Raw genomic sequence first — 15360 nt, forward strand, 5'->3', positions numbered from 1 at the left:
ACGGCCAGACTGCCGCCACATCTCCAGAGAAATAGAGAAAAACCAAAGTCGTGTCCTGAAACCCCGAATTGGTCTGGACAACAAGAAGCCCCAGGTCGCTGACCTGGGGCTTTGCAGTGGAGCGGGTGACGAGAATCGAACTCGCGCTCTAAGCTTGGGAAGCTCATGTTCTACCATTAAACTACACCCGCATCTGACGAACCGTCAGTGACGGCCCGATCAAGGACCACTGTACCCCATGGCACGGGGTGGTGGCCGCAGGGTTTCCGGTGGCGGCGAGCCTGGGGGCGGGGTGTCCGGTAGATCCCCTAATGTGACGCTGTCGGCGGAAGTTCGGGAAGGGGACCGATGGAGCAGCGCACCGTGGTTCGTTGTGCCGAGGGGCACGTGTTCAGTACGGCGGCGTTTCCGATGCAGCACCTGCAGGTCGGGCGGTTGGGGCCGGGGCGGTTGTTGCGGTGTCCGCGGTGCGGGCGGTTGCGGAGTTCGGTGCCGGCGGACGTGTCGGAGTTGACGGCGGACGAACTGGCGCGCGGGTTGCGGCTGGTGGCGGTGGAGTCGCTGGCGTAGCGGGTGCCCGGCGCGGTCCACGGGGCGGGCGGCTTTTGGGCGTCCGCCCCGTGGCACGTACCCTCGGGGGCGTGCTGCTCTCCGACAACGACATCCGTGCCGAGATCGACAAGGGGCGGGTCGTGGTCGACCCGTTCGAGCCGTCGATGGTCCAGCCGTCGAGTATCGACGTCCGACTGGACCGGTTCTTCCGGGTCTTCGAGAACCACCGCTACCCGCACATCGACCCCTCCGAGGAGCAGCCCGACCTGACCCGGCTGGTGGAGCCGGAGGGGGACGAGGCGTTCATCCTGCACCCGGGCGAGTTCGTGCTGGCGTCGACCTACGAGGTGATCACGCTGCCGAACGACGTGGCCTCGCGGTTGGAGGGCAAGTCGAGCCTGGGCCGGCTCGGGCTGCTGACGCACTCGACGGCCGGGTTCATCGATCCGGGGTTCAGCGGGCACGTGACGCTGGAGCTGTCGAACGTGGCGACGCTGCCGATCAAGCTGTACCCGGGGATGAAGATCGGGCAGCTGTGCCTGTTCCGGCTGTCCTCGCCGGCCGAGCACCCGTACGGTTCGGAGCGCTACGGCTCGCGCTACCAGGGCCAGCGCGGCCCGACGGCGTCCCGCTCGTTCATGAACTTCCACCGCACCGAGGTCTGAGCGGGACCGCGGTCGCGGACGAGGGCCGATCCCGGCGTACGGGGTCGGCCCTCGGCGTTCGCGGAGCAGGTGCGCGGGTGCGCGCGGCGGGGGCTCAGGCGCGGACGGGGGTGGTGACCGCGACGAGTTCGGTGCCGTCCGCGGCGAGGGTGAGGACGGTGCTCAGGCCGGTGAGTTCGCCGAGATGGTGGAGGTGGGTGCCGCCGCAGGCGATCGCGGCGGTGCCCTCGGGGAGGTCGGCGTGCCAGCGGCGGCGGGCGGTGAGTTCGGGGCCGGGGGCCTCGATGCCGACCGGGGCCTCGGCGGCGACCCAGGCGGCGAGGCGGGCGTTGACGTCCGCGGTGAGGGCGGGGAGGGCGTCGGCGAGGGCCGGGAGGGTGTCGGTGGCCTCGATGGTGAAGCCCTTCTTCTTCAGCGACTTGCCGAGCCGGTAGGTGTCGGTACTGGCGGCGGTGTCCATCACCGAGGCGTCCATGGCGAGGCTGTCGAAGTCGGGGTGGCCGAGGGCATCGGCGCGGCCCGGGTCCTTGCGCCAGCGGGGCGCGAGCGCCGCGTTCAGGGCGAGGGCGAGCAGGTGGCAGCCGGTGTGCGCGGCGGAGAGCCGGGCCCGGCGGTCGGCGTCGACGGCGAGTTCGGCGGTGCGTCCGACGGCCTCGGGCCCGAGCGCGCCGGCCGGCAGCACGTGCAGCACCAGCCAGGCCCACTCCTCGTCGCCGCGCCGGACCGGGATGTCGGCGCCGGCCGCGAACTCGCCGTCGGGCCCGTACGCGCCGGTCAGGCAGTCGACGACGGGGTGCGCGGTGCCGTCGACGGTGAGGGTGCCGTGGTCGGCGGGCTGGTCGGGCCAGGTGTGGTCGACCGGGTGGAACGGGGTGGCCGCGGTGACCACCGCGGTGCGGCCGTCGGGCAGCGCGCGCACCGCGAGGACCGGCGACCGGCCGGTCACCGCCCCGGCCGGAAAGCTGACGTGGGTGGTGGGCAGGCTCATGCGCGGGCTCCGGGCGGGGTCTGAGGGTGAGGGTGTCTGAGGGCGGGCCGAACACCCCACCCTACAAACCCGCCCGGACCGGATCAGCCCAGGACCGGCAGCTTGATCAGCACCAGCAGCGCCAGCAGCTGCACCGCCGCCGCGCCGGCCGCCTTGCCCCAGGGCAGGTCGTGGATCCGGCGCACCATGATGGTCAGCAGCACCGCGCAGCCCACCCAGGTCGCCCAGCCGACCACCTGCACGACCGGGTTGGCGACCGGCAGGAAGAGCGCGAGCAGCAGCCGCGGCGCGTCGGTGGTCCAGCTGATCAGCGCGGCCAGGCCGACGGTGGACTGCCAGGGGCCGTCGCCGCCGGACTGCCGGGCCAGCGCGTAGGTGACCGCGGAGAGCACCGCGCCGGCCAGCGTGAAGCCGACGGCGGCGCCGCCGATCGCCCAGAGCGCGACCGCGAAGGTGGAGTTCACCACCTGGTCGTAGGTGGAGTCGAGGGCGAACACCGCCAGCACGCCGTACAGCAGCGACACGCACAGCGCGGGCAGCCAGACCTGGTGGTCGCGCATCCGGTCGAAGGTGGCGCTGGGGCTGCGGTAGATGCCCAGCAGCAGCTGCCGCCAGGGCAGCCGGGGCCCGCCGGCGTGCGGCGCGGCCTGGCCGCCGGCCCGGTAGACGGCGACGTTGTCGGCGGGGCCCCCGGCCGCCGGGTAGCCGTCCGGGTGATGGCCCTGCGGGTACCCGCCGCCACCGTCGTAGCCGCCAGCGCCGTCGTAGCCACCGCCCTGCGGGTAGCCGCCCTGCGGGTGGCCGCCGTCGTAGCCGCCGCCCTCGTACCCGTACGGCTGCTGCTCGTACGGGGCGTACCCGTACTGCTCGCCGGCCGCGAAGGCCCTGGTGTGGCCGGGCTGGTCGCCGGGGACCGGGCCGGGGCCCGGCGGGGCGGGGTGCGGGGCGGTGAAGTACTCCGGGGCGCCGGTGGACGGGCCCGGGTGGGGGTCGCCCGGGTACGGGTCGCCCTGGGGCGCGGACCAGTGCTGCCGGGGGTCGGCGCCCGGTCCGTCGTCGTGTCGATTGCCAGCCACGACTCGACGGTACCCGGACGGCTGACCCTCCGTCGGGTGATCATGGCCGCCGGGGCCGGATTGCAGCCGTCCTGTGACGGTGCGCCCCGCCCCGGCGGGCACCCTCACGACCGGCCCCGCGACCGGCCCCGCGACCGGTCCCGCGGGCGTCGGCGGCTCAGCCGGTGACGGGGGCTACGGGGGCGTGCACGGCGGCGGCGTTGCTGAGGCCGGCCTCGCAGCCGCCGGGGCCGGCCGAGAGCCGGACGGCGCCGACCGGGAGCCGGGTGCCGCAGGCGATCCGCAGGCCGGCCGGGAGCTCGTTCTCGGCCTCCAGGACGGCGCCGTCGCCGACCACCACGCCGTCCAGCGAGCAGCGCTCGCCGACCTCGGCGTAGGCGCCGACGATGGAGTCCCTGACGTAGGCGCCGGCCGCGATCCGGGCGCCCGGCAGCACGACGCTGCCCTCGACGATGGCCCCGGCGGCGATCGAGGCGCCCTCGGAGACCACGGTGCCGGAGCTCAGCACGGCGGCCGGGTCGACGGCCGAGCCGGGCAGCAGCAGCGCCTCGCCGGTGGGCCCGGGGACGGCCGGGGAGTCGACCTTGCCGAGCACCAGGTCGGCCGAGCCGCGGACGAACGCGCCGGGGGTGCCCAGGTCCAGCCAGTAGGAGGTGTCGACGACGCCGCGCAGCAGCGCGCCGGTGGTGAGCAGCTCGGGGAAGGTCTCGCGCTCGACGGAGACCTCGCGGCCGGCCGGGATCCGGTCGATCACCGAGCGGGTGAAGACGTAGCAGCCCGCGTTGATCTGGTCGGTGACGATCTGCTCGGGGGTCTCGGGCTTCTCCAGGAAGGCGAGCACCCGGCCGTCCGGGTCGGTCGGGACGAGGCCGAAGGCGCGCGGATCGGCCACCCGGGTGAGGTGCAGGGTGACGTCGGCGCCGGAGGCGCGGTGTCCGTCGCGCAGGGCGGCGATGTCCAGGCCGGAGAGGATGTCGCCGTTGAAGACCAGGACCGGCTCGTCCGGGCCGCAGGTGAGGCCGGTGGCGGCGTTGCGGATGGCGCCGCCGGTGCCGAGCGGCTCCTCCTCGGTGAGGTAGACCAGTTCGATGCCGTACGGGCTGCCGTCCTGGAAGTGGTCGACGAAGACGTCGGCCAGGTAGGAGGTGGCGAGCACCACGCGGGTGACGCCGGCGGCGGCGGCCCGGGCCAGCTGGTGGGCGATGAACGGGACGCCCGCCACGGGCAGCATGGGTTTCGGCGTGTGGGTGGTCAACGGGCGGAGGCGGGTGCCCTTGCCGCCGACCAGCATGATCGCCTGGGTCATGTTGCTGTCTCCCGTGGTCGAATTCCGGCGGCCCGGCACGACGTGGGTCCGGTGCGCTCGCTCGGTGTCCTGGCCGGGGCGGCGTGCCATGGCCTCCGACGGGACCGGTCCTTGCCTCGGTCCCGCCGCATACTCTATTTGCTCGAACAGCGTCTGAGTGCCGCTACCCCGGTCGATCGGGTGTACGGATCAGCACGTCGGGCTACCGGCGGGGCACCGCCCCGGCCCCGTCCGGGCTACGGCAGCAGCCAGGAGCGGTCGGCGGGCGTGCCCGCCGCCGTGCCGCCGGAGCCGTGCAGGCGGCCCACCGCGGCGGCCGGCAGCGCCTGGTCCCAGACCTGGACGTCGGCGATCGCGCCGTCCCAGAAGTCGGTCCACTGGGACTTGTAGCGGACCCGGCCGATCTGCAGGCCGCCGGTGGTCTGCCAGATGCCGGTGACCGGGGTGGCCTGCTGGAGCGTCCCGTCGACGTACAGCAGGATCCGCTTCGCGGCCGCGTCGTAGACGCCGGTGAGCAGCGTCCACTGGCCGGTGGTGGCGGGGGCGGTGCTGAACGCCTGGTAGGTGGTGTTGTCCTGGTCGCCGGCGGCGGTCTGCACCTTGAAGACCCACTGGTTGTGCGTGCCCCAGTAGTCGCGGCCCAGGTAGAAGGAGTAGTAGCTGGCGCCGCCCTGGGTGACCACCGCCCGGCCGCCGGTCGGCGCGTTGTTGCGGACCACCGCGGACACCGTGAAGGAGTGCCCGGTGTCGACCACGGGGGCCTGGCTGTCGGCCCAGCCGATGCTGTTGCCGAACAGCTGCATGGTGGGCCCGCTGTGGCCCTCGGTCGGGCCGATCGCCGTCCCGCCGCCGAGCACCATCCCGTTCAGCGCGGCGGGCGCCCCGGAGGCCGGCGCCCCGCCGCTCGGCACGCCGCCGGCCTTCCCGCTGGCCTTCCCGGTCGGCTTCCCGCTGCCGGACGCGGACACCGGGGCGGACACCGAGCCGGACGCCGGACCGGAGGCGGAGGCGGAGGCGGACGCGGATCCGGAGGGGGTGCCGGACGGCGCCGGGGTCAGGCCGGAGCCGCCCCCGGGCACGGCGTCGCCGTCGGGCTGGACGGTGGCGGCGGCCGGTCCCGGGTCGGCCTCGGGGACGGTGGACGGGCGGGTGAGCACCAGGGCGCCGGCCACCAGGGCGCCGACCACGGCGACCGCGGCCGCGCCGCCGCCGATCCGGATCATCCGCTTGCGGCGCTGCTCCCGCTCCCGGGCCTCGGCGAGGGCGGCCCAGTCGGGCGTCGCGCTGCTCACCGGCGGCAGGTAGGCGGGCCCCCCGGGCCCCGGTGTTCCCCCGTCAGGACTCATGCGGCCGATGCTAGGACATCGCCTCCGGCCGGTACACGGCCGGGCGGGGGCCGGGACAGGGCTGTGACGTGCGGCCCCGCCGCACGCGGGACGCGCCGCACACGGGCGCCGCCACACGCGGGTCCCGCCGGGAGCGGACGCGCCGGACCCCGGCGGCCCGTGGGGGCGGCCGGGGTCCGGGACGGTGGCGGTGCGGGGGCGGTGCGGTGGCGGTGCGGTGGCGGCGCGGGTCAGGCGTCGACCGGCTCCGTCTCGGCGCCGGGGGTGGCCTTGACCGACTCCAGCAGCAGCTGGGCCACGTCGACGACCTTCAGGTGCTCCTTGGCCGCGCCCTCGTTCTTCTTCCCGTTGACCGAGTCGGAGAGCATCACCAGGCAGAACGGGCAGGCGGTGGAGACGATGTCCGGGTTGAGGGAGAGCGCCTCGTCCACCCGCTCGGTGTTGATCCGCTTGCCGATCCGCTCCTCCATCCACATCCGGGCGCCGCCGGCGCCGCAGCAGAAGCCGCGCTCCTTGTGGCGGTGCATCTCCTCGTTGCGCAGGCCGGGCACCCTGCCGATGATCTCGCGCGGCGGGGTGTAGACCTTGTTGTGCCGGCCGAGGTAGCACGGGTCGTGGTAGGTGATCAGGCCCTCCACCGGGTTCACCGGCAGCAGCTTGCCCTCGTCGATCAGGTGCTGGAGCAGCTGGGTGTGGTGGATGACCTCGAAGTGGCCGCCGAGCTGCGGGTACTCGTTGGCGATGGTGTTGAAGCAGTGCGGGCAGGTGGCGACGATCCGCTTGGTGGGGGCGTCCTCCAGGGCGGCGTTCAGGGTCTCGACGTTCTGCGCGCCGAGCATCTGGAACAGGAACTCGTTGCCCAGCCGGCGCGGGGAGTCGCCGGTGCAGGTCTCCTCCTTGCCGAGGATGGCGAACTTCACGCCCGCGGTGTGCAGCAGTTCGGCGAACGCCTTGGTGGTCTTCTTGGCCCGGTCCTCCAGGGCGCCGGCGCAGCCGACCCAGTAGAGGTACTCGACCTCGGCGGGGTCGATGTCCTCGCCGATCACCGGCACCTCGATGCCGGTCTCCTTCTTGAGCTCCTTGACCCAGTCGAGCCGGGCCTTGGTGGCCAGGCCCCACGGGTTGCCCTTGTTCTCCAGGTTCTTGAGCATCGTCCCGGCCTCGGTCGGGAAGCTGCTCTCGATCATCACCTGGTAGCGGCGCATGTCGACGATGTGGTCGATGTGCTCGATGTCGACCGGGCACTGCTCGACGCAGGCGCCGCAGGTGGTGCAGGACCACAGCACGTCCGGGTCGATGACGCCGCCCAACTCACCATTGGGGCCGGCCTCGGCGGTGCCGATCAGCGGGCGCTCGGCCTCGGCGAGGGCGGCGGCGGGGACGCCGGCCAGCTGCTCGGCGGTGGCCCTCTCCTCGCCCTCCATGGACTTGCCGCCGCCCGCGAGCAGGTACGGGGCCTTGGCGAAGGCGTGCTCGCGCAGGCTCATGATCAGCAGCTTGGGCGACAGCGGCTTGCCGGTGTTCCAGGCGGGGCACTGCGACTGGCAGCGGCCGCACTCGGTGCAGGTGGAGAAGTCGAGGATGCCCTTCCAGGAGAAGTGCTCGACCTGGGAGACGCCGAAGACGGCGTCGTCGGCCGGGTCCTCGAAGTCGATCGGGGCGCCGCCGCTGGTCATCGGGCGGAGCGCGCCGAGCGCGGTGCCGCCGTCGTCCTCGCGCTTGAAGTAGATGTTGAAGAACGCCAGGAAGCGGTGCCAGGCGACGCCCATCGAGGGGTTGACGCCGATGGTGATCGCCCAGGCGAAGGAGATGCAGATCTTCAGCATCGCGAACAGGTAGACCAGGTTGACCAGGGTGCCGTGCGCGGTGCCGTGGAAGGCGGCGGCGATCGGGTACGAGACCAGGTAGGCCGGGTCGTAGGAGTCGACGCCCTCCAGGGCGCCCTCCAGGCCGCGGAGCATCATGATGCACAGGCCGATGCCGAGGATCGTGTACTCGACGTAGAACGCCTGCCAGGCGATCGAGCCGGCGAACCGGGACTTGCGGCCGGCCCGGGAGGGCAGGCTGAGCAGCCGGACCACGATCAGGGTGAGGATGCCCAGGGTGGTGAGGGTGCCGATCAGCTCGACGAAGATGTTCCAGGGCAGCCAGTGGCCGATCACCGGGAGCGCGAACTCGGCGTCGAAGAGCTGGCCGAAGGCGTTCACCAGGGTGAGCACCAGCGAGAAGAAGCCGACCGCGACGAACCAGTGGGCGACGCCGACCACGCCCCAGCGGTTCATCCGGGTGTGGCCGAGGAATTCCTTGACCACGGTGGCGACCCGCTGCGCGGGCTGTCCGAAGCGGGTCGCGTCGGCGGAGCCGGTGCGCACCACCTTGTAGATGTACAGCGCCGCACGGGCGGCGAGCGCGGTGCCGATCACGAAGGTGACCAGCGAGATGACGATCGCTGCTAGCTGCATCGCTCTCCGTCTCCAGCGGCTCGGGCCCGGGGCTTCGTCCCCCCGGGCTTCCCAGTGTTCCCAGTCGTCCCCCCGGATTGTACTGGTCGGTAACTTTCCGGGTCGACGCGCCGGACATTACCGGGCGTTAACACCCTTCCAGAAGATGTTCAAGGTATGGCGGCAGTCACTCCGCCCGGAGCCACCCGTCCGGAGCACTCGGCGGGCCCGGCGCGAGATAAGCGCTCAGTAAAGTTGAGCGGCACGGACTCAAAGCTGTTGACGTCCTCGGGATGGTCGTGCATCCTTGAGTCCGTACTGCTCAACTTCTTCCCCGGAGGTATTCACGATGGCACGCGCGGTCGGCATCGACCTCGGTACGACGAACTCCGTCGTCAGTGTTCTTGAGGGCGGTGAGCCCACGGTCATCACCAACGCCGAGGGCGCTCGGACCACGCCGTCCGTCGTCGCCTTCGCCAAGAACGGCGAGGTGCTCGTCGGCGAGGTGGCCAAGCGCCAGGCGGTCACCAACGTCGACCGCACCATCCGCTCGGTCAAGCGCCACATGGGCACCGACTGGAAGATCGGCATCGACGGCAAGGACTTCACGCCGCAGCAGATCTCCGCCTTCGTCCTGCAGAAGCTCAAGCGGGACGCCGAGTCCTACCTGGGCGAGACGGTCACCGACGCCGTCATCACCGTCCCGGCGTACTTCAACGACTCCGAGCGCCAGGCGACGAAGGAGGCCGGCGAGATCGCGGGCCTGAACGTCCTGCGCATCGTCAACGAGCCGACCGCGGCCGCCCTGGCCTACGGCCTGGACAAGGACGACCAGACCATCCTGGTCTTCGACCTCGGCGGCGGCACCTTCGACGTGTCGCTGCTGGAGATCGGCGACGGCGTGGTCGAGGTCAAGGCCACCAACGGCGACAACCACCTCGGCGGCGACGACTGGGACCAGCGGGTCGTCGACCACCTGGTGAAGGTCTTCCAGTCCGGCCACGGCGTCGACCTGTCCAAGGACAAGATGGCCGTCCAGCGCCTGCGCGAGGCCGCCGAGAAGGCCAAGATCGAGCTGTCCTCCTCCTCGGAGACCTCGATCAACCTGCCCTACATCACGGCCTCCGCCGAGGGCCCGCTGCACCTGGACGAGAAGCTCACCCGCTCGCAGTTCCAGCAGCTCACCGCCGACCTGCTGGACCGCTGCAAGGTCCCGTTCCACAACGTGATCAAGGACGCCGGCATCCAGCTGTCCGAGATCGACCACGTGGTCCTGGTCGGCGGCTCCACCCGCATGCCGGCCGTCGCCGAGCTGGTCAAGGAGCTGACCGGCGGCAAGGACGCCAACAAGGGCGTCAACCCGGACGAGGTCGTCGCGATCGGCGCCTCCCTGCAGGCCGGTGTGCTCAAGGGCGAGGTCAAGGACGTCCTGCTGCTCGACGTCACCCCGCTGTCCCTCGGCATCGAGACCAAGGGCGGCATCATGACCAAGCTGATCGAGCGCAACACCACGATCCCGACCAAGCGCTCCGAGATCTTCACCACCGCCGAGGACAACCAGCCCTCCGTGCAGATCCAGGTCTACCAGGGCGAGCGCGAGATCGCGGCGTACAACAAGAAGCTCGGCATGTTCGAGCTGACCGGCCTGCCGCCGGCGCCGCGCGGCCTGCCGCAGATCGAGGTGACCTTCGACATCGACGCCAACGGCATCATGCACGTGGCCGCGAAGGACCTCGGCACCGGCAAGGAGCAGAAGATGACCGTCACCGGCGGCTCCTCGCTGCCGAAGGACGAGGTCAACCGCATGCGCGAGGAGGCCGAGCGCTACGCGGAGGAGGACACCAAGCGCCGCGAGGCCGTCGAGACCCGCAACCAGGGCGAGCAGCTCGTCTACTCGACCGAGAAGTTCATCGCGGACAACGCGGACAAGCTCCCGGCCGACGTCAAGACCGAGGTCGAGACCGCCATCGGCGAGCTCAAGGAGACCCTCAAGGGCGACGACATCGCGGCCATCCGCACCGCCACCGAGAAGGTCTCCACCACCGCCCAGAAGCTCGGCGCGGCGCTGTACGCGCAGGCCGACGGCGCGGGCGCGGCGGCCGGCGCGGCCGGGGCCGGCGAGGCGGGCGCCAAGGACGACGACGTGGTCGACGCCGAGATCGTCGACGACGAGAAGCCCAAGGGCGGTGCGGCATGACGGAGAAGCCGCAGGGCGAGCAGCCCGGCGACGACTCCGCCGCCGAGGAGGCCGTGCTGAAGGCGGCCGAGGAAGCCGTCGCGGGTGCCGGGGCCGACGAACTGGCCGCCGCCAAGCGCGAGGCCGGCGAGCGCACCGCCGACCTGCAGCGGCTCCAGGCCGAGTACCAGAACTACCGCAAGCGGGTCGAGCGGGACCGCTCCACCGTCCGCGAGATCGCCGTCTCCAACATCCTGGAGTCGCTGGTCCCGGTGCTGGACGACATCGGCCGGGCCCGCGAGCACGGCGAGGTGACCGGCGGCTTCAAGTCGGTGGCCGAGTCGCTGGAGACGGTGGTCGCCAAGCTCGGGCTGCAGCAGTTCGGCAAGGAGGGCGAGCCCTTCGACCCGACGATCCATGAGGCGCTGATGCACAGCTACTCGTCGGACGTGACGGAGGACACCTGCGTGCAGATCCTCCAGCCGGGGTACCGGATCGGCGAGCGGATCATCCGCCCGGCGATGGTCGCGGTCGCGGAGCCCCAGCCGGGCACCCAGACCACCGGAGAGCCGGACGGCGACAAGGCCGACGGTCCGTCCGACAGCTGAGTGGAGCACCCGTGCGCTGCGGAGTCGTACGTCGTCCAGTACGACGGCCGGCTCCGCAGCGCCGTATCAGGGCACCGCGCCGCGGTGCCGGCAGGCAACAGAACTTCGGTTTCCCGGGAGGTGGCGGTCAAAGGCCATGAGCGCTAAGGACTACGTGGAGAAGGACTACTACAAGGTCCTCGGCGTGCCCAAGGACGCCACCGCCGCAGAGATCAAGAAGACCTACCGCAAGCTGGCCCGCGAGTTCCACCCGGACGCGAACAAGGGCGACGCCAAGGCGGAGGAGCGCTTCAAGGACATCTCCGAGGCGTACGACGTGCTCTCGGACGAGAAGCGCCGCAAGGAGTACGACGAGGCCCGCTCGCTGTTCGCGGGCGGCGGCTTCCGGCCCGGCGGGGCGGGCGCGGCCGGCGGGTTCGACTTCGGTGACCTGTTCAACGGCGGCTCGCCGGGCGGCGGCGGGATCGGCGACGTGTTCGGCGGCCTGTTCAACCGCGGCGGCCGACAGGCGGCCCAGCCGCGCCGCGGCGCGGACGTCGAGACCGAGGTCACGCTGAACTTCGAGGAGGCCGTGGACGGCGCCACCGTGCCGCTGCGGATGACCTCCCAGGCGGCCTGCCGCGCCTGCGCGGGCACCGGCGCCAAGGCCGGCACCACGCCGCGGGTCTGCCCGACCTGCGTCGGCGCCGGCACCGTCAGCCGCGGCCAGGGCGCCTTCGCGCTCTCCGAGCCCTGCCGGGACTGCAAGGGCCGCGGCATGATCGTCGACGACCCGTGCACCGTCTGCCACGGCAGCGGCCGGGCCTCCTCGGCCCGCACCATGCAGGTCCGGATCCCGGCCGGGGTGCAGGACGGGCAGCGGATCCGGCTCAAGGGCAAGGGCGCCCAGGGCGAGCGCGGCGGCCAGCCCGGCGACCTGTACGTCAGCGTGCACGTCGACCCGCACCCGGTGTTCGGGCGCAAGGGCGACAACCTCACGGTGACCGTGCCGGTGAGCTTCCCCGAAGCCGCGCTGGGCGGCACCATCGAGGTGCCGACCCTGAACGGCCCGGCCGTGAAGCTCAAGCTGCCGCCCGGCAGCGCCAACGGCCTGACCATGCGGGCCCGCGGCAAGGGCGCCACCCGCAAGGACGGCACCCGCGGCGACCTGCTGGTCACCGTGGAGGTCACGGTGCCCAAGCACGTCACCGGAGAGGCGCTGACCGCGCTGGAGCAGTACCGCGAGGCCACCGCCTCGGACGACCCGCGAGCCGCCCTGTTCAAGGCGGCGGAGGGAGCGTGAGACCCCGATGAGCCCACACCCCGACAGCAGCCACGACGGCACCGGCCGGATCGGCCCCGGCCCCGGCCTCGGCGAGGGCCTGCCCGGCGGCGGCCGCCCGCGCGCCGCCGCCCCGCCGTACGTCCTCACCGAGGACACCCCGGTCTACGTCATCTCGGTCGCCGCCGAGCTGTCCGGCCTGCACCCGCAGACCCTCCGCCAGTACGACCGGCTCGGCCTGGTCAGCCCCGACCGCACGGCCGGCCGCGGCCGCCGCTACTCCGCCCGGGACATCCAGCAGTTGCGCGAGGTGCAGCGGCTCTCCCAGGACGAGGGCATCAACCTGGCCGGCATCAAGCGCATCATCGAACTGGAGAACCAGGTCGCCGCCCTGCAGTCCCGGGTCGCCGAACTGGTCGACGCGCTGGAGAGCGCCGCCGCCACCCTCCAGCAGCGCGAGGCCGCCGTGCACGCCTCCTACCGCCGCGACCTGGTCCCCTACCAGCAGGTCCAGCAGTCCAGCGCGCTGGTGGTCTGGCGGCCCAAGCGCTGAGCGCGTCCGAAAGCCGCCGAGCCGCCGGGACCCTGCCCATCGGGGGGTGTCGGCGGCTCTGCCTCCCGTGAGAGAGTGCACAACGATCGGTGGGCGGCACCGGTCGGCGCCTTCCGGAGAGGACTTCGGGCCTGGGGGCATCGAGGGGGACCCTTTACGTCCCGTTGACCAGGCGGCTGGTCGATGACAAGAGGTGGGGATGAACACGCAGGATCAGTCAGGCGCCACGAACCGCCCCGGCCGTCTGTCCCAAGGAGCCCGCACCCTCTATCTCCACGCACTCGAACAACAGGGGCGAATCAGCCTCGGAAACCCGGACGACGCCGAGGAGGACGTCCGCGAACTCCTCGCCCTCGGCCTGCTGGTCCCGGATGTGGACGAACCGGGGACCCTGATCGCGATGGATCCCGCCCAGCTCTCCTCGACGCTCAGCACCCGCTGGCAGCAGCAGGCCCTGGAACTCCTGTCCCAGGCCATTTCGATTCCGACCGAGCTCCACGAGCTCTCGGAGGCTTTCCACTCCCCGAAACAGAACAGCGGATTCGTCGAATACATCCGCGGGAAAGCCCTGATCAATCAGCGGCTCCAGCAGCTCACCAGCACGACCAGGGAAGAGGCCCTGGCAATGCAGCCGGGCGGCCCCCGGCCGCCCGAGATGCTCGCGGCGAGCATGGAGAGCGATCTCAAGACCCTGCGGCAGGGCACCGCGATGCGGACGATCTACCACGCGAGCACCCGCTACCACCAGCCGACCCGCGACTACGTCAGCACGCTGTCGGCTTCCGGGTGGCAGTTCCGCACCCTGGACGAGCCCTACAGCCGCCTGTTCATCCTCGACCGCCGGATGGCCGTCATCCCGGTCGCTTCGGACATGAGCCTGGCCGCCTTCATCCACGACCAGTCCGTGGTGAACTTCCTGGCCGAGGAGATATTCGAGCGCCTGTGGAACAAGGCGCTGGATTTCGACGGCGAGCGGACCGTCCCGCAGGAAGTGGTGTCCCGGCTCCGGCAGACCATCATCGACCTGCTGCTCGCCGGCACCAATCACCGGGTCATCGCCAGGCAACTCGGAATCAGCGAACGCACGCTGGCACGGCATCTCGCCGAAATGCGCGAGGACTACAACGTGGAATCACTGTTCCAGTTGGGCTACGTACTGGGTAAAGGCTCGCCCGGCTCCTGACGCCCCGCCACCGCGTGCCCGCGGTCGGACTGCCAGCAGGCGAGCGACCCCTTGACCGCGCGGGCCGAGGGGGTGCCGGCACACCGGCGGCGCCGCTAGTTCCAGTTGAAGTCCAGGGCGGTGGCCACGATATCCCGCCTCGCCTGGTCCGCTCCGTCGTCCTGACCAGCGAGCGCCGAGAAGCCCACCAGCACCGCTGCTCCAAGGGCCGTCGGCAGTACCGCCCTCAGCGTAAAACGCCACAGACGAGACATTCTCCCCACTCCTCTCGCTCACTTGTCGACGGGCTGGACAAACCAACCACCGAACGAAGGTATCGCAGCCGCCTCCCTGCTGTCACTGACTCCTAACGCTGGGCACCATGTCATCTCTCTGCCATGCATGGAGATGACACACCGGAACGCTGGACGCAGGCACAGGCGGCGATGGACGATCAGTTCGCTTTCAGGAGCATCACTAAGTCCACCACACTTGCCGATGCTCATTCAAATGAAGGATCGACAGCGGTTCCCGAACGCACTGAGCAGCCATCGTCTAAATCACCTTCCGGGATCTTGCCCCCGCCCGGAAGGCATTCCCCCGGAGTCGACATGAGTGAGCACCACACGCAACACCGCGCCGAGGGGCGCCGGGCACGGGTCTTCCTGGCCGCGCCGCTGATGCGGCTGACCGGGCCGGCGGACAGTGTGGTGACCCTCGCGAGCCGGACCCGGCTGACCACGCTGCGCAGCACGCTGCTGGACAGCGGCGCCGCGGTCTACAGCGCGCACCACAGCGACGCGTGGACGATCGCCGGGCGGGCGCCGGAGCAGCGGGTGCCGTCGGACTTCCGGGCGATGCAGAGCGCGGACCTGGTCTTCGCGTACATCGGGGCGCCGCTGTCGGCCGGAGTCAGCCTGGAGCTCGGCTGGGCCTCCGCGCTGCGCAAGCCGATCGTGCTGCTGGTGGACGAGGCGATCACGCACAACCCGCTGATCGCCACCATCGAGCAGGTCTCGCCGGTGCTGCCGCTGGTCTTCGACGACACCTGGTCGCAGGAGGCGCTGCACCACACCGTGGAGACCGCGCTGGACTGGGCCGGGATGGCGCTGTCGCTGCGCGGCGGCTTCTGGACCGCGCCCGGCGAGCAGTTCCCGCGCCCGCGCCGCGAGGCGGCCGGCCCGTACGGCTTCTGGTCCCCCGAGATCGCCACCGGCTGACGCCGC

13 protein-coding genes, 1 tRNA gene and 1 pseudogene are annotated in these 15360 nt (G+C 71.7%); 8 read left to right on the forward strand and 7 right to left on the reverse strand.

The features are described 5' to 3' along the window. Positions 1 to 117: 117 nt before the first annotated feature. Positions 118 to 191: transfer RNA gene (locus KSE_RS18770), tRNA-Gly, on the reverse strand. Positions 192 to 348: 157 nt separating this feature from the next. Between KSE_RS18770 and KSE_RS18775 the strand changes: the two genes are divergently transcribed. Both KSE_RS18775 and dcd read left to right on the forward strand, forming a co-directional pair. Beyond that, positions 349 to 570, forward strand: a complete 222-nt coding sequence (locus tag KSE_RS18775; RefSeq protein WP_014136909.1) for a hypothetical protein — start codon at positions 349 to 351, stop codon at positions 568 to 570. A 71-nt stretch (positions 571 to 641) separates the two neighbouring features. Continuing rightward, positions 642 to 1217: a dCTP deaminase gene (gene dcd, locus KSE_RS18780; RefSeq protein WP_014136910.1), complete on the forward strand. Its 576-nt coding sequence runs from the start codon at positions 642 to 644 to the stop codon at positions 1215 to 1217. A 94-nt stretch (positions 1218 to 1311) separates the two neighbouring features. On the opposite strand, the gene KSE_RS18785 is transcribed toward dcd, so the two are convergent. The 5 genes and pseudogenes from KSE_RS18785 to KSE_RS18805 all read right to left on the reverse strand — a co-directional run bounded on the left by KSE_RS18785 (position 1312) and on the right by KSE_RS18805 (position 8395). Beyond that, positions 1312 to 2205, reverse strand: coding sequence for an alanyl-tRNA editing protein (locus KSE_RS18785; protein WP_014136911.1), 894 nt, complete (start codon positions 2203 to 2205; stop codon positions 1312 to 1314). Between the two features lie 83 nt (positions 2206 to 2288). After that, positions 2289 to 3281, reverse strand: a complete 993-nt coding sequence (locus KSE_RS18790) for a Yip1 family protein (protein ID WP_014136912.1) — start codon at positions 3279 to 3281, stop codon at positions 2289 to 2291. 232 nt (positions 3282 to 3513) lie between these two features. After that, positions 3514 to 4587 (reverse strand): annotated as a pseudogene (gene manB, locus KSE_RS18795) (mannose-1-phosphate guanylyltransferase); the annotation flags it as partial. A 236-nt stretch (positions 4588 to 4823) separates the two neighbouring features. After that, positions 4824 to 5879, reverse strand: a complete 1056-nt coding sequence (locus KSE_RS18800) for a LamG domain-containing protein (RefSeq protein WP_014136914.1) — start codon at positions 5877 to 5879, stop codon at positions 4824 to 4826. 284 nt (positions 5880 to 6163) lie between these two features. Then, a complete protein-coding gene (locus tag KSE_RS18805) occupies positions 6164 to 8395 on the reverse strand; it encodes a (Fe-S)-binding protein (RefSeq protein ID WP_014136915.1) in 2232 nt (743 codons plus the stop codon). Positions 8396 to 8723: 328 nt separating this feature from the next. Here KSE_RS18805 and dnaK point away from each other — a divergent pair, with 328 nt between their 5' ends. The 5 genes from dnaK to KSE_RS18830 all read left to right on the forward strand — a co-directional run bounded on the left by dnaK (position 8724) and on the right by KSE_RS18830 (position 14155). Further along, complete coding sequence (gene dnaK, locus KSE_RS18810; RefSeq protein WP_014136916.1) at positions 8724 to 10571, forward strand: molecular chaperone DnaK; 1848 nt, start codon at positions 8724 to 8726, stop codon at positions 10569 to 10571. After that, positions 10568 to 11158, forward strand: coding sequence for a nucleotide exchange factor GrpE (gene grpE / locus KSE_RS18815; protein ID WP_014136917.1), 591 nt, complete (start codon positions 10568 to 10570; stop codon positions 11156 to 11158). The genes dnaK and grpE overlap by 4 nt, the downstream gene beginning before the upstream one ends. 136 nt (positions 11159 to 11294) lie before the next feature. After that, complete coding sequence (gene dnaJ, locus KSE_RS18820; protein WP_014136918.1) at positions 11295 to 12440, forward strand: molecular chaperone DnaJ; 1146 nt, start codon at positions 11295 to 11297, stop codon at positions 12438 to 12440. 7 nt (positions 12441 to 12447) lie between these two features. After that, on the forward strand, positions 12448 to 12972 hold the full coding sequence (locus KSE_RS18825; RefSeq protein ID WP_014136919.1) for a heat shock protein transcriptional repressor HspR: 525 nt from the start codon (positions 12448 to 12450) through the stop codon (positions 12970 to 12972). Between the two features lie 199 nt (positions 12973 to 13171). Further along, entirely contained in the window at positions 13172 to 14155 is a 984-nt protein-coding gene (locus KSE_RS18830; protein ID WP_014136920.1) for a helix-turn-helix domain-containing protein, read from the forward strand. A gap of 95 nt (positions 14156 to 14250) precedes the next feature. Here the strand turns inward: KSE_RS18830 and KSE_RS42885 are convergent, their stop codons facing one another. Further along, the gene (locus KSE_RS42885; RefSeq protein WP_157850087.1) at positions 14251 to 14409 is read right to left on the reverse strand and encodes a hypothetical protein; all 159 of its coding nucleotides are present in this window, start codon (positions 14407 to 14409) and stop codon (positions 14251 to 14253) included. 336 nt (positions 14410 to 14745) lie between these two features. On the opposite strand from KSE_RS42885, the gene KSE_RS18835 reads away from it, so the two are divergent. Beyond that, the gene (locus KSE_RS18835; protein WP_014136921.1) at positions 14746 to 15354 is read left to right on the forward strand and encodes a TIR domain-containing protein; all 609 of its coding nucleotides are present in this window, start codon (positions 14746 to 14748) and stop codon (positions 15352 to 15354) included. The last annotated feature ends 6 nt before the right edge of the window (positions 15355 to 15360 follow it).

Origin of the sequence: Kitasatospora setae KM-6054 (assembly GCF_000269985.1) — a bacterium.
GTDB lineage: Bacteria > Actinomycetota > Actinomycetes > Streptomycetales > Streptomycetaceae > Kitasatospora > Kitasatospora setae.

What these genes read in the sequence shown, in the direction of transcription:
- KSE_RS18825 (WP_014136919.1), top strand. Translation starts at nt 12,448, where the DNA reads ATGAGCCCACACCCCGACAGCAGCCACGACGGCACCGGCCGGATCGGC.
- KSE_RS18830 (WP_014136920.1), top strand. Translation starts at nt 13,172, where the DNA reads ATGAACACGCAGGATCAGTCAGGCGCCACGAACCGCCCCGGCCGTCTG.
- KSE_RS18805 (WP_014136915.1), bottom strand. Translation starts at nt 8,395, where the DNA reads ATGCAGCTAGCAGCGATCGTCATCTCGCTGGTCACCTTCGTGATCGGC.
- KSE_RS18775 (WP_014136909.1), top strand. Translation starts at nt 349, where the DNA reads ATGGAGCAGCGCACCGTGGTTCGTTGTGCCGAGGGGCACGTGTTCAGT.
- grpE (WP_014136917.1), top strand. Translation starts at nt 10,568, where the DNA reads ATGACGGAGAAGCCGCAGGGCGAGCAGCCCGGCGACGACTCCGCCGCC.
- KSE_RS18785 (WP_014136911.1), bottom strand. Translation starts at nt 2,205, where the DNA reads ATGAGCCTGCCCACCACCCACGTCAGCTTTCCGGCCGGGGCGGTGACC.
- dnaK (WP_014136916.1), top strand. Translation starts at nt 8,724, where the DNA reads ATGGCACGCGCGGTCGGCATCGACCTCGGTACGACGAACTCCGTCGTC.
- KSE_RS42885 (WP_157850087.1), bottom strand. Translation starts at nt 14,409, where the DNA reads ATGTCTCGTCTGTGGCGTTTTACGCTGAGGGCGGTACTGCCGACGGCC.
- KSE_RS18835 (WP_014136921.1), top strand. Translation starts at nt 14,746, where the DNA reads ATGAGTGAGCACCACACGCAACACCGCGCCGAGGGGCGCCGGGCACGG.
- dnaJ (WP_014136918.1), top strand. Translation starts at nt 11,295, where the DNA reads ATGAGCGCTAAGGACTACGTGGAGAAGGACTACTACAAGGTCCTCGGC.